The sequence below is a fragment of the Bifidobacterium sp. ESL0820 genome, assembly GCF_052606235.1.
On sequence record NZ_CP199594.1, the window covers coordinates 1,508,792 to 1,527,883 of the forward strand.

Here is a 19,092-nt window from a genome sequence, read left to right on the forward strand (position 1 = left end):
AGCATAAATGCATGTAAGATATGCACATTTAAATTGTTTATTATCGCGAATAAGCACACATCATTCTCAAGCCACACAAAATAAAACGTCTTTTGGAGAGGCTTTGACCAAAGCTATATGGCTTTGGTCAACATTAGCTGAAATCTGTAATTCCACAACTAACTGATAATAATCTACAATTGCAGCAATCTTCCTCAATCGGCATAGGGTAAATTATTAACTATATTCGTAGCTGTATACAGAAATGGGATACGATTCAGTATAGGTGCATGGGAGCTACCCGGCTTGATTAACCGAGAGCTACCCGGCTTGGTTAACCGAGAGCTACCCGGCTTGATTAAGCGAGAATCGATCTCGGTATCAATAAACTTACACCCCATCTTTATTAAGCTATGAAATTCCTCTTCATATTTCCCTACTTGTTTATTTAGATCCTTTAATGGAACCCCGCCCTTGCTGAATAATTCATAGTATAAAAGCCAATACTCATCGCGTTCATAAGGCTCTGGATTCAGATCTTCGAAACTAGCGATAAACGCAACTAATTTACTCCGAACCTTATGGCTACGCGTCTCTGTAAGTAATGCCAATGCAAGACTATCTTTTGACTCTATTATTGCATCTACTGCATCTTCGCTAACCGCCTGTCCTTCATGAAGAATGGTATACAACAACCATGTCACCGCGTCAGAATGATCAAGCTTAGAATGCTGAATTATCAAATCACACAACTTGTCAAGATTTGCAGTAACATCATCATTGTTCTTTACAGCACTATTGTTTAGTAGGATTCGGCATAGTGACTTAACTGCTGCCGGATAAAAAAATGCTATATTAAACAACCGATGAACTGTCGTCTTTTTTGCACTATTGTCTAGGCTATCCCATTGCCCTTCGATTGTTATCAGCGCTGTTCGCAAAGCCGATGACTCAGGGTATTGCTTTTGAATTTGTAGAGCTAGGTCAAGGAAATTTGATATAGTTTTCCAATTTAGCCCTATGCTACTTGCTGCTGATATTGTTCGGAGCCAATCAACGGTTTGAACTTCCGGCAAAGGAATGACTTGAGTCTTCCGCTGATTTATTGTCAGCTTATATCTTGCCAACACTTCAGTTAGATCTAATATGAATCTTTCTGCTTCATCTTCGGAAACAGCATAGAAATGAAAATCGTCAATAAAATGGAGATACTGATATTTTTGCATTGTGCTACTGTCATCTACTGCTTTTAGCATAATCTCACCACAAATTGACGAACTCCCCGGACCTATAGAAATTCCGTTGGTTTCATTTCGTCTTGTACGTCTAAGAGCGGCATCAATTTCATTCGCCCCCTCCCCCATGCCTCTATTCTGTTTTGCTTCTTTTATACCCATAATGGCCCATGCAATCGCATGGGTATAAATGGAGTCATAAAACTTAGCAATATCTGTTTTTACTAAATATCTTGCATTTACTGGGACTTCGAGTTTCGCCCTTGGACGCATAATGAAAACCCGCTTATCACCCTTATTGTCTTTGCCTACTCTTATTGCAGACTTCGGATTATTCTGAATTTCTGTCCACTCATCATAGTGATCTATCAACTTCTTGCAGAGGTTGCAGTATGCAAGAGGGTGCGGAATCTCTGTGAGTCTCGGGCTATAGTCAGACCTAATTGAGTTAGCATGAATAACGCCAAACCCGCTTTTTTGCCGCTCGTGGTTGAGTCTGTCGCCTGCATTAACTAATGCTTTATAAGCTTTAAAATCATCCTCACATAAACAGGTTGAAACAAAACATGGCGGGAATTCATCCTGATATTTTGCCACGCGTGGAAAGAAGTTATAACCAAGCAGCCCCTCTTGTAACTCTTTTTCAGTTAACATATTCTGCATCGTTGGTTTCAAAAGATATTCTTCTCTCTATAGCTATAAATACGTATAAGAAGCATCATCTATTAGATTACATCACCAACAAGTAAATCTAGATTTTCCTGGGATATGTTTTAATAAAGACTGAGCTTATCCGGTTATAGCTAGCTGTCGACAGCTGGTCTGAAACAGAATCCTAGTTGATTAGATATTTAATCAATCATGTCTAAATAGTAGGTTTGCAGATGAACATCTACATATCACTATTTTAGCGTTATTTGGACCTGCATGATGCCATTTTTTCGACTATAGAACTCATTCAAAGTGATGCACTTGTAGGTTTCCCGACTGTCCAGTACCGACTCTCTTTAAGGTGAGCAACCTTGGCTACAGCAATGAGTTTCGGTTACATCGTCACTCATCTGCCATCTACGAAGTGGAAAAATTACGCCTGAATAAGTATACCGTCTTCTAACGTCAGTAAGCGATCTGCCTTAGCCATCACAGAGGGACGATGGGAGACGACCAGGCAGGTACGGTCGCCCTTCCTCTCGATCAGCCTGGTCAAGACCCGGCCCTCAAGGAGAGCATCCATATTGCTGGTGGGCTCATCCAGGAGCATGAAAGGCGCCGCGCTCAAAAAAGCACGAGCCAAGGCCACTCGCTGCCGCTGCCCCTCGGACAGATTCGAACCATTATCAGCAAGCAGGTGATCCAAGCCGTCGGGCAGCTGGTCAATCACATCATCCAGGCAGGCATCATGAGCCGCCTGCTCAATATCCTCCCTACTGGCATCGGGTCGGGCCAGAGCGATGTTATCCGCCAAAGTAAGGCTAAATATATAGGTATCTTGACTCACTAGAGTCTGCTGGGCGCGCAGGTCGGCGGTGTGGATGGTCTCAATAGGCAGACCGGAAACCGTCAGATCCCCACCACTGCGCTCCTGGAACCGCATCAGCAGGTCGATCAAGGTTGACTTACCAACCCCGTTGGCCCCCTGGATGCCGATCAGCTCGCCAGGCTTAATGAAAAGATCTAGACCGTCCAAAACCGAGATTCGGCCACCATGTTCACCCGAGTCAGTCTTGCCCGTGTCAGTCTTGCCAGCGTAAGAGAAGGAAACTGCCCTGGCCTCCTCTCCAGTGAACTCCGTCAGGGGATTCCCATGACCGGATTCCACCTCACGTACAGGCGGCTTCTTGTCCAAAAGCGAGAAAACCCGTCGGGCAGCAGCCAGAGTGGGCTGCAGGCCAGCGCCTAGCCGAGCTACCGGTATCAAGGGAGCGAAGGAAGAGAGGAAGCCGACCAGTCCGATCATCCCCCGAGCAGAATCCACCAACCCCGCCGAACCTAGGCGGCAGGCCATCAGAGTGAAAACTCCAGCGCAGATCAGAGTGACCACGTTGGTGACCATATCGTTGGCGATGGTCCGCCCAGAGGTGCGCCCCCTGGCCTCCAGCATCTGGTCCGTAGCGGCCCCCACTCGGCGACGGGTATTCCCCAGAGCGCCCAACCCCGCCAGCTCTGTGCGGCCCTGCAGGGTCTCCAGAAGCAGGGAATGCAGGTTGGCCTGGGCCGTCCGCTCCTGCATGGCTACCTTGAAGGTGGGCCTGGCGCTCAGGATGGGAATGAGCAGACCGACGATCAGGTAGGAGACCAGGGCGGCCAGACCCATCCAGGGCGAGAGCCAGGTGAGCAGGGCCAAGTTGGCCAGAGATGTCACCAAAGCAATGGCGATGGGCGAAAGCGTATGGGCGTAGAAAATCTCCAGCAACTCGATGTCGTTGGTAATCACCGTCACCATGTCTCCGCGCGCCTGGTCCCGCAGGCCGGCCGGGGCCAAAGACCGCATCTTGTCGAAGACCGTCGTGCGGATGTCACGAAGCATGCTAAAGGCCATCTCATGGTTGTAGTACTGCTCCCCATAGGCCATAACCCCTCGGCTGAGAGCAGTCAGGACCGCCACCAGGGCCCAGACGACCCACTGGCCATTCAACTGGGGCCAGTCTGTAACCAGGCCAATCAGGGCCGCTGCGGCTGCCATCATGCTCCAGACCGCGAAGAGGTGGCCCAGGCTGCCGCAGAGGATGGCCTTGCCCTCCGTGCCGGCCAGAGGCTTCATCAGCCGGGCCATGCGGCGCATCATCGTCAGATTGCCGGTCGTCTGCTGCTGCTGCATGTCGTCACTCCCCGTCCTCATACTGGGCCTGCTCCTTCCACTGGGCCGCGAATCCGCCCCCGGCATCCATCAGATCTCGGAAACCGCCGCACTCCGCCAGACGGCCCCCCTGCAGGAAGAGAATGGAATCGGCATTGCGAACCCCGGCCAAGCGGTGGGTGATGGTCAGGACCAGGGACTCCTTGCCCAACGCATCCATCAAAGCTGCCAGTGTAGCGTCATGCTCGCGATCCACGGCGCTGGTGGCCTCATCGAAGATATAGACGGGGGAACGCCGCAGGAGCCCGCGGGCAATGGACAGGCGCTGCCGCTGCCCTCCGGAAAGGTTGCCTCCCTCGGGGTCGATAGGAGCGTCCAGTCCGCCCTTGCTTTGGACAAGACCGGTCAGGCCGACCTGGTCCAGCGCATCCTGCAGCTCCCAGTCCGAGTAGCCCAGTCCGGCCGGGTCCAGATTCGACCTGATGGTCCCGGTGAAGAGGCGATCGGTTCCCCGAACCACAGTCTGCAGGTCGACCAAGTCCTCGCGTGACAGGTCGCTGATCTGGCGCCCGCCAATGATCAGCTCTCCGGCATACCCCTGAAGGCGCCCAGACAGCAGACCCGCCAGGGTGCTCTTGCCGGAGCCGGAGGCGCCGACCAAGCCCACATGTCCCTTGGCAGGCAGATCGAAGTTCAGATCGGTCAGGGCCTGGAAGCCGTCAGGATAGGTGTAGGTCAAATCGCGAGCGCTGATGCCTAGCGAATCATCGCCAGACATATCCACCTGATCCGCCTGCTTCGAAGCGGATTCCAAGTCAGACTCCCGAATTACTTCCTCAGATGTTTCGAGACTCGCTTCCGGAGCCGTTTCCGAACCCGTACTCTTGCGTGACTCAGGAGCCGTCCCCAGAGCCGCCGACTTCTCGTCGCCCTCCTGCCGCGCCTGGAGAATATCGTCGATGGCCTTGCCCTGCTTGATGGCGACCATGCCGGAATGCATCATGTAGACCAGCTGCCGCTCAGGTGCAAAGAGCCTGACCCCAGCCAAAGCAACAACCAAACAGGACAGCACTCGAGAGGGCCCGCCCTGCCCAATCAGGACCGTGGCTGCCACCGCCAGAATGAGGCTGGTGTAGATGACCACGTCAGCCTTGATCAGCGAGCGCAGCTGGCCGCCAAGGACCCCCATGGTTATCCGGCGGAATCCCTCGGACTCCTCGGCCAGGTCATCAGCCTGCCGCTGGTCTGCCCCGAAGATCTTCAAGGTGTTGAGCCCCCTCAGGGCATGCTCGAAGTGGACGCCGACCTTGTCATACTTGCGCAGCTGGCCCAGCTGCACCTTGATGTTCTCGCCCATAGTGGGCTTGGAGGCCAGGGGCAGAGCCACCATGCCGATCACGACGATCGCCACAGCCAAGGGACTGACGGGCAGGAGGACGGCCAGGGCCACGACCAGCATCAGGGCGGTTTGGACTAAGGCCGGAATGTAGGCCGTGAAGTAGGAGACGACCGACTTGACCCCCTCGGTCGAAAGCCTGGCCAAGGTTTGCGCCGGAACGCCCAGGTCGTCCTTCTGCGCATTGGGGTCGAACACAGACAGGTACAGGGCCTGGGAGAGCGCCTTGCCCATCCCATCAGCCAGCCGGGCGCTGACGGACTTAGCGACCGCCTGGGTCAGGAGCCGAACCAGGATCAGCCCGCCTATCAGCGCCGCCAAGGGTCCGGGCCGATTAGGCACCCAGGCAAGGGCATGAGGGACAGGCAGGCCAAGGGAACGGCCCACGGCCGCGATGGCCACCGGCAGGAGGAGGACCTCCGCCAACGCGCCGATCGTCTGCAGGAGGGCCAGCAGGAGGCTGGCGCCCATCCTGGCTCCCGGTAGATGAAGTAGTCGCTTGCTGATCATGCCTGTCCTCCGTGCCGCCTTTCTGATACGCCCCTCTCAGTGGACACTAACAAAATCCTCGCGCGCCAGGCAATACCCTGATTGTGAAGCACTGGCAAGAGACATAAAAAAATATCATTTACTTTCCCTCCCGGCCCTCCTAAACTTGACGGCACAACCTGAAATCGGCGGATATGGCCTAGGGCCGAGCGACCGCCACCCAGATGGGAGCGATCCTTTATGAAAGCACTGAAGACAAAAGACCTGGTCAACGTCGGCATTTTCACGGCCCTCTACTTCGTCAGCATGGCGGTGGGCAACTTCATCACCGTCTTCCTGGCGGGCCTGGTCATGCCCGGCCTGTCCTCCCTCTTCATCCCCGCTGTGGTGGGGCTGGTCTCCGGCCCGGTCTACATGCTGATGATCCGCCGGGTGCCCAGGTTCGGGGCCATCACCATCGTCGGCGTCATCATGGGCCTCTTCCTGCTGGTCTTCGGTCACTTCGCCCTCTCCTTCATCCCCTACGCCTTCTGCGGCCTGCTGGCCGATCTGGTTCAGTCCTCCCTCAGGGAGAGCCGTCCCAACCTGGCCCGCTACCTGAGCTACGTCATCCTCACCTTCGGCTGCACCGGCCCCGTCCTGCCTCTTTGGTTCATGAAGGACGCCTATGTGGCCAGCCTGGTCCGCCGCGGCAAGAGCCAGGAGTACATCAACGGGGTCTTCGCGCCCATCACCGGAGCCACCTTCCTGGTCTGCATCCTGGCCACCCTGGTCGGCGCCCTGCTCGGGGCATGGATAGGCGCCCGGATCGTCGACCGGCATTTCAACCGGATCCCCGCCAAGCAATGAGGCCCATCTCCATCTACACCAGATTCCTGCTGGTCATCTTCGCCAACGCCCTGATCTTCGTCACCCTCCCCACTCCGCTGGTCCTGGCCATCAACATCTACTTCTGCAGCTTCCAGGTCATCGTGGGCAGAGTGAGGAAGGGCCAGGCCTGGCTTCTGGTCTGTCTGGTCTTCGCCCTGGGCGCCTCCCTGGCCATGGTCTTTCCCGAGAACCTGCCGGGGCATTACCTGCTCTTCCTCTTCGTCGGCGTAGGCAGGATCCTCCCCCTGGTGCTGGTGGCGGCCTTCATGATGGGCACCACCAAGGTCTCGGAGCTGGTCTACCTGCTGCGCAAGATCCATGCCCCCCAGTGGCTGGTCATCCCCGTCAGCGTCCTCTTCCGCTTCTTCCCGACCGTCAGACACGACTACGCCCAGATCAGACGGGCCATGAAATTCAGGGGGATCGCGGTCACCACCGGCGACATGGTCCGGCATCCGATGCGAACTATGGAGTACATCTACGTCCCCCTGCTCAACAACGCCACCAACGTGGCCTCCGACCTGACCTCGGCCGCCCTGACCAGGGGGATTGGCGACCCCGGGCCCAAGACCTCCATCCAACGGATTGCCTTCACCGGACTGGATGCGCTTATGTGCGCCCTGGGCTTGGTTCTTATGGGATGTGGAGCCTATGTTGCAATGTTCCAGGCTTAGCTTCACCTACGAGGGTGCCAGCCAGCCATCCCTCAAGCAAGTCTCCTGCCGAATGGGCCAAGGACGGCTGACCGTGGTCACCGGGCCGAGCGGTTGCGGCAAGACCACCTTGTCCAGGGTCATCAACGGCCTGATTCCCGAACTCTACGAGGGCAAACTGGAGGGAGAGTGCCTGATCGGGGGCGAGCCCACCACGGCCCGGCCCATCTACCGGCTTTCGGAGCAGGTAGGATCGGTCTTCCAGAACCCCAAGACCCAGTTCTTCACCACCGACGTCCGCAGCGAGCTGGCCTTTCCCCTGGAGAACACCGGTGTCCAGCCGGAGGCCATCCGGGAGCGCATAGACCAGGTGGCCGACCTCTTCGGCATCACCCAGCTCTTGGATCGGGACATCTTTTCCCTGTCCGGGGGCGAGAAGCAGATGATCGCCATCGCCTCCTCTTGCATGATGGACCCACAGATCCTGGTCCTGGACGAGCCCTCCGGCAATCTAGATGTTGAAGCGGTGGCCAGCCTGGCGCAGATTTTGGGCCGCTTGAAGGACCGGGGCCTGACCATGGTCCTGATCGAACACCGCCTCTACTACCTGGACGGCCTGGCCGACGACTTCCTGGTCATGAAGGACGGCAGGCTGGCGGAGCACCTGACCCCGGCCGCCATGAGGGGACTGGATGGCCCGAGTCGTCAGGCCAGGGGACTGCGGGCCCTGAACCTGGATGCGGACGAGGAGGCGAGCGCCCCTGCCAGAGTCGCCGCTGAGAAGACCCCCGACCTACTCCGGGTCAGGAATCTGACCTATGCCTACCACCACGACCAGGCTCCTGCCCTAAATGTGGACGATCTGACCCTGTCCAGCGAGGACGTCACCGGCATCATCGGCCGCAACGGTGCCGGCAAGAGCACCTTCGCCTCGGTCCTGACCGGACTGCTCAAGCCTGGCGACAGGTCGGAAATCAGCCTGAATGGGACGAAACAGACCGCCAGGGAGCGCGTCGAGGACTCCTACATGGTCTTTCAGGATGTCAACTACCAGCTCTTCAGCGAGACCGTGGAGGGCGAGATGCTCCTTGGAGCCAAACGGACCGACCTCTTCGAGGAGGTGGCACGAAAGCTGGACCTGGAGCGGCTCCTGGGCCGACACCCCAACACCCTCTCCGGCGGGGAAAAGCAACGGGTGGCCATCGCGGCCGCCATACTGTCGGGCAAGCGCCTGGTGGTTCTGGACGAGCCCACCAGCGGCCTGGACCTGCTCCATATGAACCAGGTGACCGGGATGATCCGCTACATGCGCTCCCTGGGGGTCATGGTGGTCGTCATCTCGCACGACCAGGAGTTCCTGGCCCAGACCTGCCAGCGGTTCATCACCTTCCGCCAGGGCAGACCGGTCAGGGACAGCCGGAAACTGGGCAATCTCCTGCAAGCCCTCTGAGCCCTTGCAGGGTCGGTGAACATGACGCCTCCCGGCAGGCGGTTCTCCTGTGCTCCGGACCCCGCGAACGTATACAGTAGTGGGGAAAAGAGCATCAGGGGGCGTCCCTCGCGTCGGACGGCCCCGCCGCACAGCCAGGGTTACGAGAGGGCATGATGGGCTATATCGACGTCATCGGAGAGACGAAACGGTATGTGACCGGCGAGACGACCATCGTGGCCAACAATGAGGTCACCTTCTCCATCGAGAAGGGCGAGCTGGTGGTCATCCTCGGCGCCTCGGGGGCTGGCAAATCGACCGTGCTGAACATTCTGGGCGGCATGGACACCTGCAACGAGGGCCAGGTGATCGTGGACGGGAAGGACATCGCCGGCTACGACGCCCGGCAGCTGACCACCTACCGCCGCTACGACGTGGGCTTCGTCTTCCAGTTCTATAACTTGGTGGCCAACCTGACCGCCAGGGAGAACGTGGAGCTGGCCTCGGAGATCGTGGACGATGCCGCCGACCCTGTCCAGACCCTGGTCGACGTGGGCCTGGGCGACCGGATCGACAACTTCCCCGCCCAGCTTTCCGGCGGCGAGCAGCAGCGTGTGGCCATCGCGCGGGCCGTGGCCAAGAACCCCAAGATCCTGCTCTGTGACGAACCCACCGGAGCCCTGGACTACCGGACCGGCAAGCAGGTGCTGCGCATCCTCCAGGACCAGTGCCGCAAGAAGGGCGCCACCGTGGTCATCGTCACCCACAACGCGGCCATCGCCCCCATCGCCGACAGGGTCATCCGCATGCACGACGCCCGGGTCCAGGCCGTGCAGACCAATGACAGCCCCGAAGACATCGAAAACGTGGAGTGGTGAGGATGCAGCCCGTCAGGAAGGTGCTCTGGCACGACATCCGGGTCTCCCTGCGCAAGTCCCTGGGACGGTTCATCTCCATCGTATGCCTGGTAGCGCTGGGCTCCTTCGCCCTGGTCGGGCTGAGCGTGACCGGGCCGGACATGCGGCAGGCCGGCAACGCCTACCTGTCCGACCACCATCTGGCCGACCTGATGGTCATCAGCAGCTACGGGCTCGACCAGGAGGATCAGGATGCCATCGACACCGCCCCCGGCAACTCGGGAATCGAATACGGGTATCTGAAGGATGTGGTGCTCAAGGGCACCGACAAGAGCCTGCGCATCTACTCCGCCCCCGACAGGATCTCCACCTATGAGCTGGTTGATGGATCCATGCCGACCAGACCCGACCAGATAGCGGTCGACACGGCCCTGGCCGGGAGCCACCCCATCGGCAGCAGCATCCAGGTGGATGAGAATGCCGACCAGCTGGGCAGGAAGGTCTTGAGGCACCACAAGCTGCGCGTGGTGGGCACGGTCAGGTCGACCGAGATCCTGAGCAAGGTCAACATGGGCCCCTCCACAGCCGGATCCGGATCCCTGGACTCCTACGCCGTGACCACGCCCAAGGCCTTCGACTCGGACGAGTACATGATCGCCCGCCTGACCTTCAAGGACCTGGACCGGATCAGGGACCACTATTCCGACCGGTACATCCAGGCCCTGCAGACCCACAAGGACGATCTGAACAGGATCCTGTCAGGGCGCCCCACAGCGAGGCTGAACGCCATCAAGGCCCCCCTGAAGCAGAAGCTGGACCAGGGGCAGGAGCAGGTGGACCAGTCCAGAGCGGAACTCGAAGGGAACCGGCAGCAGCTGGACCAGGCCAGGAAGGATCTGGACCAGGGTGCCCAGAGCATCCAGTCCGCCAAGAACCAACTAGCCGCCAAGACGGTGCAGGCCCAGGCAGCCATCGACCAGGGGCAACAGGAGGTGGATCTGAGCTCGGCTGAGCTGGCCCGAAAGCAGAAGCAGTACCAGTCCTCCGCCAACCAGGTGGCCCAGGGCAGGCAGCAGGCCGACCAGGGACAGCAGGCCATCGACCAGGGACAGGCCAAGCTTGATGGTTCCCGCCAGCAGCTGGAGGGCGGCAAGGCCCAGGCCGACCAAGCTGTAGCCCAGGCCCAGGCAGCGCAGAAGCAATGCAGACAGGGCATCGCACAGGTCACCGGCCTCATTCAGACCATCGACGCCCAGCTGGCCGCCCCCGGACTGACCCCCCAGCAGCAGGAGGAGCTCAACCGCCGAAAGACCGGGCTCCAGGCCCAACTGGCCGAGCTCAACCGGCAGTCGCCGCAGATCGATGCCCTGGCAGCCAAGGCCAAGGCGGGCCGCGATGCCTTCATGACCAACCAGTACACCCCCGGCATGGCCCAGATCGCGGCCAACCAGCGGACCCTGGACGAAAAGCGGCAGGAACTGAACCAGGCAAGAGCCAAGGTGGAAGAAGGCGAGCGCCAACTGGCCCAGGGCAAGGCCCAACTCGACCAAGGCTCAGCACAGCTGGCCCAGGGCAGGGCCAAACTAGTCCAGGCCCGGCAGCAGCTGGCCAGCAGCCGCGCCTCGGCCCAGGGGCAGATCAACCAGGCCCAGGCCACCCTGGATCAGAAAACCGCGGAATACCAGACCAAACTGGACAAGTTCAAGAGGGAGAGCCCGGACGCCCAGAAGAGGATCGACGACGCCCAGAAGAAGCTGAACAAGGCGGCCGACCAGCTGAGCCGGCTGGAAAAGCCGGTCTACGCCCTGGACTCTCGTCGTGAGGCGCCCGGTTCGGAGGGCTACAAGGTCTACGCCTCCGTCTCATTCATTGTGGACTCGCTGGCCAAGGTCTTCCCCTACTTCATGTATCTGGTGGCCGCCCTGGTCACCTTCACGACCATGACGCGCTTTGTGGACGAGGAGCGGATCAACGCCGGAACGCTGAAGGCCCTGGGCTACAGGGACCGGGATGTCATGGCCAAGTTCCTGGTCTACGGCGGAGCGGCTTCGGCCCTGGGCGCCCTCCTGGGCATCATCGCCGGCCACACCCTGCTGCCCTGGATCGTCTACCAGGCCTATGTCCACGCCTTCGACATGCCGCCCATCCACTACGGGTTCCACCTGCCCATCACCCTTCTGGCCTGCCTGCTGGCCTTCCTGAGCGCCGTGGTCCCCGCCTTCCTGAGCGCCTGGCGGGAGCTGCGCGAGAAGCCGTCGGCCCTCCTCCTGCCCAAGCCGCCCAGCGCTGGATCGAAGATCTTCCTGGAGCGCATACCCCTGATCTGGAACCGGCTCAGCTTCACCCACAAGGTCACCGCCCGGAACATCTTCCGCTACAAGCAGCGGATGCTGATGACCATCTTCGGGGTCTGCGGATCGGTGGCCCTCCTGATGGCCGGTTTCGGCGTGCAGGGGTCCATCTCGGCCATCAACGAGCACCAGTTCGGCCAGGTGATCCGCTACGACCTGATCGCCGCAGAGAACAGCCAGGCTACATCCGACCAGCGTCAATCCATCAAAAAACGGCTGGAAAAGCCCGATGTGAGCCGCTCCCTGAACGTGCGCTACGAGGAGATGAGCAAGACAGCCGGCCACAACGCCGACAAGCAGTCCATCACCATGATCGCGCCGGCCAGCGCCGAACACCTGGACGACTTCATCCGCATGGACACCCGGTCCGGGCACAAGCCCCTGAGCCTCAAGGGCGACGGCGTGATCCTCTCCGAGCGGATCGCCCAGCTGACGGGAACCAAGGTCGGCGACAGGATCACCCTGCAGGATTCAGGCGGCAGGGACAGGGCCATGCGGGTAGACGGCATCTGCGAGATGTATCTGGGGCACTTCGTCTTCATGAGCCCGTCGGCCTACAGGACCGTCTTCCACCAGGACTTCTCGCCCAACGCCCATCTGGTCACCTTCAAGGACTCCAGCGCGGAGAACACCAGAAGGCAGGCCGCCTCCTTCATGCGGATCGACGGGATCCAGGGGGTGGTGCAGAACACGACCCTGATGAGCCAGATCGACACCGTGGTCAGGTCCCTGAACATGATCATGCAGGTGCTGATCATCGTGGCCACCCTGCTGGCCCTGGTTATCCTCTACAACCTGACCAACCTGAACGTGGAGGAGCGGATCCGCGAGCTGAGCACCATCAAGGTGCTGGGCTTCTACGACCGCGAGGTGACCATGTACATCTACCGGGAGACCATCCTTCTTTCAGCTATCGGCGTTCTGGCCGGGTACGGATTCGGAGCCTGGCTGCACCACTACATCATCACCACCGTTCCACCGGACAACGTCCTCTTTGACCCATCCATCAGCTGGGTGGCCTTCGTCGTGCCCCTGGTCATGATCACGGTCATCACGGCCGGACTGGGCTGGATGGTCAACAACAAGCTCAAGCATGTGGACATGCTGGAAGCCCTCAAGTCGGTGGACTAGGCCATATCGGCATTTACCCATGCTGATGGCGTAAGCTGGCACTCCAAGAGTCCATAAGTCCATGCCATTAAAACCATTGAGAATCCAGAAAGCGGAGGACGACGGTGCTGCAGATCGAACACATCTCCAAACAGTACAAAACGGGGGACTTCGTCCAGCAGGCCTTGAACGATGTCAGCGTCAACCTGCGCGACAATGAGTTCGTGGCCATCCTGGGCCCCTCCGGCTCCGGCAAGACCACCCTGCTCAACATCATCGGCGGGCTGGACCGCTATGACCAGGGCGACCTGATCATCAACGGCACCTCCACAAAGAAATACAAGGACAGGGACTGGGACTCCTACCGCAACCACACCGTGGGATTCGTCTTCCAGAGCTATAACCTGATCCCCCACCAAAGCATCCTGTCCAACGTGGAGCTGGCTCTGACCATCTCGGGCGTGCATCGGCAGGAGCGGCGCGAACGGGCCAGGAAGGCCCTGGAGCAGGTGGGGTTGGGCCAGCATGTGAACAAGCGGCCCAACCAGCTCTCGGGCGGGCAGATGCAGCGGGTGGCCATCGCCAGAGCCTTGGTCAACAACCCTCGCATCCTCCTGGCCGACGAACCCACCGGAGCCCTGGACTCGGAGACCTCCATCCAGATCATGGACCTGCTCAAGGAGGTGGCCCAGGACCGGCTGGTGGTCATGGTCACCCACAACCCCGAGCTGGCCCACCAGTACGCCACCAGGATCGTGGAGCTGCACGACGGCTCGGTCATCAGCGACTCCGACCCCCTGCCCGACGACCAGGTGCCCATCCGCCGGGCCCGCCACCGCACCTTCGGCAAGGCCTCCATGGGGCTGCTGACCTCCCTGTCGCTGAGCTTCAACAATCTTCGGACCAAGAAGGCCCGGACTGCACTCACATCCTTCGCCGGATCCATCGGCATCATCGGCATCGCCCTGATCCTGTCGGTGTCCACCGGGGTCAACCGCTACATCGACAGAATACAGCGGGAGACCATGACCTCCTACCCCATCACCATTCAGGAGCAGTCCTTCGACCTGAACAAAATAGTGGACTCTGCCCAGGAAACCCAGAAAGAGGCCAAGGCCCACAAGGATCTCAAGGCCATTCAGCCGGACGACTCCAGCGTCAAGGGGGCCTCCAGCCTGACCAGCAGCATCACCCAGAACAACCTGACAGACTTCAAAAAATACTTGGACAATCCCAAGAGTGAAATCCACCAGTACGTAGGGTCCGTGGGCATCCAATACTCCTACGCCACCAAGTTCTCGGTCTTCGGGCACGATCCGGACGGCAAGCTGGTCTCTGCGGACAAGGTGACCATGGGCGGGCAGGACGATGCCAGCTCCACCGCCAGCCAGATGGCCACAGCCAACACTGACAGCGACATGGGCGATATCCAGTCCATGCAGATGTCCTACCTGACCGGCAAGACCGAGAAGAACAAGGCCCCGGAGATCTTCGGCGAGATCATGCCGGGGGCCGATGCCAAGACCACCATCAGCAAGGTGGTGACCGACAACTACCAGGTGGTGAACGGCACCTGGCCCAAGGCCAAGGATCAGGTGGTCCTGGTGCTGGACAAGAACAATCAGATGCCCGTCACCAGCCTCTACAAGCTGGGCATCCTCCCCTCCAGCCAGTACACCGACATGATGAACAAGCTCAACAGCGGCCAGGAGGTCAAGGTAGACACCAAGCCCATCGAATACGCCAAGGCCATGGACCAGAAACTCTCCCTGGTGCCCGCTGCTGACCAGTATGCCAAGGGGACCGACGGCCACTACCACTACATCGGCGACAATACCGACCAGATGACCAAGGCCGCCGACCAGGGCCTGCAGCTGCACATCGTCGGCATCGTCCGCCCCAACCAGGGGGCCAAGGCCACGCCACTCAAGGTCGGCGTCGGGTATACCCGCCAGCTGACCGACTACCTGATTGACCAGGCCAAGACCAGCCCCATCGTCACCGACCAGGAGGCCGACCAGGGCCACAGCGTCCTCAACGGGATGGCCTTCGCCCCTGCCGACGATGCCGCCAAGGCCAACGACGCCAAGGCCTATATCGCATCCCTGGGCGTCAGCCAGAAGGCCAGCATGGCCCAGGAGATCATGAAGGGCTCGGCAGCCATGGCCGGCCAGGACAGCCAAGGTCTGGGTCAGGGCCGGGCCGGAGCCGCTGCGAGAGCCCAAGGTTCTGCGGGGATCCCCACGGGGGCCTCTGCCGAACAGCAGACGGCCCAGGCCTTCGACCAGTACATCGCCACCGCCCCGCAGGATGCCCTGGTCGCCATCTACAACCAGTATGTCTCCACTGGCACCTACGCCGACAACCTGAGCGACTTCGGCCTGATCTCCCGGGACGCCCCCTCCCGCATCAGCATCTACACGGACAGCTTCGAGAACAAGAATTCCGTGGGTGACTCCATCAAGCACTACAACGACAAGGCCGCGGAGAAGAACAGGATCGTCTATACCGACTACGTGGGCCTGATGATGAATTCAGTCACCACCATCATCAACGTCATCACCTACGTGCTGATAGCCTTCGTCGGGGTCTCGCTGGTGGTCTCCTCCATCATGATCGGCATCATCACCTACATATCGGTTCTGGAGCGGACCAAGGAGATCGGCATCCTGCGCGCCATGGGCGCCTCCAAGCGGAACGTGTCCAACGTCTTCAACGCCGAGACCGGCCTCATCGGACTTCTGGCAGGCCTGCTGGGAGTGGGCATCACCCTGCTGCTGATCATTCCGGCCAACAGCATCATGCACCACTTCATGGGGACCACCGAGGTGAACGCGGCCCTGCCTGCATCGGGCGGCGTGGCCCTGGTCATCCTGAGCGTGGTCCTGACCCTGATCGGCGGCCTGATCCCCTCACGGAAGGCAGCCAAGCAGGATCCCGCCACCGCCCTGCGCACCGAGTGAGGCTGAGCGACACTGGGTGACACTGGCAAAGAAGTGAATTCCCGCACAGTCGGGCCTTGGGGGCGGTCCCTCTTTACTCGGGAATGCCATAATGAACCCCGTGAATGAGCAATCCAATCAGATGACAGATCAACAGAAACGGCAGCCCCTCTTCCCCGGGCGGGCCTTCATCAGCACCGTCCTGGACGTGGTCGAGAGCAAGAAGACCATGAGCGGCGCCCTGACCGGCAAGTACATGCAACGAGCCACCATGGCCGGCCTCTTTGTGGGTATCTTCTTCACTGCCTACTTCGTCATCATGGGCCAGGCCGGCCAGAACCCCGCAGACCACGGCCTGATCCTGGCAGGCCGGGTCCTGGCGGCGACCACTTTCGGCTGGGCCCTGGTCCTGATCTACTACACCAACTCCGAACTGCTGACCTCCAACATGATGGTGGTCACCATAGGCGCCTATCACAAGCGCCTGGGCTGGCTGGCCTCCCTGCGGATCCTGGTCCTCTGCCTTCTGGGCAATCTGGCCGGAGCCCTGATCGTGGCCGTCATCCTGCGCTTCTCATCCATCGTCAGCGGTTCGACCCTGGACCAGATGCTGGCGGCCGCAGCGACCAAAACCGGCTACGTCTCCGGCGGTCCCATGGGCTTCGCTGACCTGTTCGTGCGCGGCATCCTGTGCAACTTCTGCATCAACATCGCCATGCTCATGGTCTACAACGGCAAGCTTTCCAACGACTTCACCAAGTGCATCATCATGGTCGTGGCCGTCTTCGTCTTCGCCTTCTGCGGGTTCGAGCACTCGATAGCGGATTCGGCCCTCTTCCTTATCCTGGGCGTCTTCGGGCGGGTCAACGCCTGGAAGGCGATCTTGGTGGTCCTAGTGGCCATGCTGGGCAACTACATAGGCGGCGGCATTCTGATCGGCCTGAACTTCGCCACCATGAACGACGAGCGCCGGTTCAAGGCCTGACTAACCTTCCCGCCTGCTGCCGTCCCCCGCTCATCAGAAACCGCATACGTGCTTACGAGCCTGCGCAAAGACACCTACTCATGAAGAAACTCGAATATTTATATACAGGCAGAAAGCGGAGGTTCATGATGGGCGAGACTGAGACGGCAGCCAGCAAGTCCCTGGTGTAGGAGTTCTACGACCAGGTCTTCAGCCGGGGAGATACCAGTAATATCGACATGTTCATGCGAAACGACTACATCCAGCACAACCCAACATGTGCCGATGGGAAGTCAGGATTCCTGGAGTTCATCAAGGGCTTTCTGTCCCTGGGCCCGCAAATTGACATCATCAGACTGAACGGCGAGGACGACATGGTCTACGTCTTCTTCAAGTGCACATTGAAGAACGACCATGTCAACAAGGTTTGCGACATCTACCGACTGCAGGATGGCCGGCTGGCTGAGCATTGGGATATCATCGAGCACAACGTAGAAGGCGTGAAGTCACGCAACGACAACGGCCTCTTCTGACCCCGAATTCGAGGAGGGGCAACTCCTACAACATCACTTGCCGTAGGAGTTGCCCCTCCCCCATTTCTTTAGTGGAGACTATACCTCGTCTCCCCAAGGTCCCTTAGACCACCAGCGAAAGCAGGAGGACTGCAGCAAGGCCGGTCACAGAAAGAACCGTGGTCACCGTGGTCCAGGACATGAATGTCTCCTTCAGACTGAGTCCGAAGTACTCCTTGATCATCCAGAAGCCTGCGTCGTTGACGTGATCGGCCACGACGGATCCTGCCCCCACAGCCAGAACCATCAGGGCCGGATTTACGGATGACATGGCCATCAAAGGACCAACCAAACCAGCGGCTGTCAGCGAGGCCACAGTGGCAGAACCCAAGCACACCCTGAGAACTGCTGCCACCAGCCAAGCCGCGATCAGTGGTGGCATGTTGATGTGAGCGAACATGGTGGAGATGTAATCCGAGATGCCACCATCCACTAAGACCTGCTTGAAGGCGCCGCCACCGCCAATGATGAGGAGCATCATGGCGATTTGCTTGACCGATTCCGTCATGGATCCGGCAATCTCAGGCATTTTCTTGCCTCGGGCATATCCCATGGACCATACCGCGAAAACCAAAGAGAGCAGCATGGCGATGTCGGGGGCACCGATGAAGGTGATGACCTTAGTAATAAGTGCGGCCTTGGGCAAGACGAAGGAACATATCGTGGCCACAGCGATCAGAATGACCGGCATCATGGAGGTCAAAACACTGATCCAGAACCCGGGGGTGTCCTTCTCTTCGAACTCCTTGAAGTCGCCCAAGACAGCCACATCAATGTTTTTGTGGTACATCGATGGGCAGACACGGTGGAGGAAGGAGTTAAAAAGGGGACCGGCAATGATGACCGTGGGAATGGAAACGATAATGCCATAAATCAGGACCTGGCCCATGTTGGCGCCCAAGGTCGCAGTGATGGCCGTAGGAGCGGGGTGAGGCGGCAGAAAGGCGTGAGTCACATTCAAAGTTGCGGCCATGGGAATGCCTAGATACATGAGAGGCATGTCAAGTTCCCGAGCGATGACGAAGATGATCGGCAGGAGAACAACCAACCCCACCTCGAAGAAGAGCGCCAGTCCGACGATAAAGGAAGCCAGCACTACAGCTATCTGAATACGTTTGCGCCCGAAACGATTGATCAGGGTCATGGCTATGCGATGACCGCCGCCAGAGTCAGAGACAAGTTTGCCCAGCATGGAGCCGAATCCGAAGATGATGGCAAGGTGACCTAGCTGACCTCCGATGCCGGTCTCAATGGTTGTGGGAATCTTGTCAGGAGGAATCTGCAGAACCAGGGCTGCCAGGATGGAGGTGATGATCAGGGAAACGAAAGTGTTGAGCTTGACCTTAACTATAAGAAATATAAGCACTGCTACGGCGCAGGCAACTATAAGAAGCTTCATTGGATCCTCGTTTGTGGGTGACGTCAGATATCGTGTTCAGGATTCCCGA

At 59.0% G+C, this 19,092-nt stretch carries 12 protein-coding genes; 8 read left to right on the forward strand and 4 right to left on the reverse strand.

Annotation, left to right across the window (positions count from 1 at the left end; translation table 11 throughout):
• Positions 1-194: 194 nt before the first annotated feature.
• From ACUIAH_RS05980 to ACUIAH_RS05990, 3 genes are all read right to left on the reverse strand, one after another.
• The gene (locus tag ACUIAH_RS05980; RefSeq protein WP_445340668.1) at positions 195-1,868 is read right to left on the reverse strand and encodes an RNA-directed DNA polymerase; all 1,674 of its coding nucleotides are present in this window, start codon (positions 1,866-1,868) and stop codon (positions 195-197) included.
• Positions 1,869-2,298: 430 nt separating this feature from the next.
• The gene (locus tag ACUIAH_RS05985; protein ID WP_445340669.1) at positions 2,299-4,053 is read right to left on the reverse strand and encodes an amino acid ABC transporter ATP-binding/permease protein; all 1,755 of its coding nucleotides are present in this window, start codon (positions 4,051-4,053) and stop codon (positions 2,299-2,301) included.
• A complete protein-coding gene (locus ACUIAH_RS05990; protein ID WP_445340670.1) occupies positions 4,037-5,917 on the reverse strand; it encodes an ABC transporter ATP-binding protein/permease in 1,881 nt (626 codons plus the stop codon). Before ACUIAH_RS05990 ends, ACUIAH_RS05985 begins: the two co-directional genes overlap by 17 nt.
• 219 nt (positions 5,918-6,136) lie before the next feature.
• On the opposite strand from ACUIAH_RS05990, the gene ACUIAH_RS05995 reads away from it, so the two are divergent.
• From ACUIAH_RS05995 to ACUIAH_RS06030, 8 genes are all read left to right on the forward strand, one after another.
• Positions 6,137-6,745 (forward strand): MptD family putative ECF transporter S component, encoded by a 609-nt coding sequence (locus ACUIAH_RS05995; protein WP_101431750.1) that lies wholly within the window; start codon positions 6,137-6,139, stop codon positions 6,743-6,745.
• Positions 6,742-7,440 carry an energy-coupling factor transporter transmembrane component T gene (locus ACUIAH_RS06000; RefSeq protein WP_045923762.1) on the forward strand — a complete coding sequence of 233 codons (699 nt, stop codon included), beginning with the start codon at positions 6,742-6,744 and terminating at the stop codon, positions 7,438-7,440. The genes ACUIAH_RS05995 and ACUIAH_RS06000 overlap by 4 nt, the downstream gene beginning before the upstream one ends.
• Positions 7,418-8,869: an ABC transporter ATP-binding protein gene (locus tag ACUIAH_RS06005; protein ID WP_445340671.1), complete on the forward strand. Its 1,452-nt coding sequence runs from the start codon at positions 7,418-7,420 to the stop codon at positions 8,867-8,869. Before ACUIAH_RS06000 ends, ACUIAH_RS06005 begins: the two co-directional genes overlap by 23 nt.
• Before the next feature lie 155 nt (positions 8,870-9,024).
• Positions 9,025-9,726 carry an ABC transporter ATP-binding protein gene (locus tag ACUIAH_RS06010; protein WP_045923831.1) on the forward strand — a complete coding sequence of 234 codons (702 nt, stop codon included), beginning with the start codon at positions 9,025-9,027 and terminating at the stop codon, positions 9,724-9,726.
• A gap of 2 nt (positions 9,727-9,728) precedes the next feature.
• On the forward strand, positions 9,729-13,187 hold the full coding sequence (locus ACUIAH_RS06015; protein WP_445340672.1) for an FtsX-like permease family protein: 3,459 nt from the start codon (positions 9,729-9,731) through the stop codon (positions 13,185-13,187).
• A 104-nt stretch (positions 13,188-13,291) separates the two neighbouring features.
• A complete protein-coding gene (locus ACUIAH_RS06020) occupies positions 13,292-16,129 on the forward strand; it encodes an ABC transporter ATP-binding protein/permease (protein WP_445340673.1) in 2,838 nt (945 codons plus the stop codon).
• 121 nt (positions 16,130-16,250) lie between these two features.
• Positions 16,251-17,093 carry a formate/nitrite transporter family protein gene (locus tag ACUIAH_RS06025; RefSeq protein ID WP_445340674.1) on the forward strand — a complete coding sequence of 281 codons (843 nt, stop codon included), beginning with the start codon at positions 16,251-16,253 and terminating at the stop codon, positions 17,091-17,093.
• A 218-nt stretch (positions 17,094-17,311) separates the two neighbouring features.
• Entirely contained in the window at positions 17,312-17,605 is a 294-nt protein-coding gene (locus ACUIAH_RS06030) for a nuclear transport factor 2 family protein (RefSeq protein ID WP_445340675.1), read from the forward strand.
• Positions 17,606-17,708: 103 nt separating this feature from the next.
• On the opposite strand, the gene ACUIAH_RS06035 is transcribed toward ACUIAH_RS06030, so the two are convergent.
• Positions 17,709-19,043, reverse strand: a complete 1,335-nt coding sequence (locus ACUIAH_RS06035; protein ID WP_198201106.1) for a gluconate:H+ symporter — start codon at positions 19,041-19,043, stop codon at positions 17,709-17,711.
• Between the last annotated feature and the right edge of the window lie 49 nt (positions 19,044-19,092).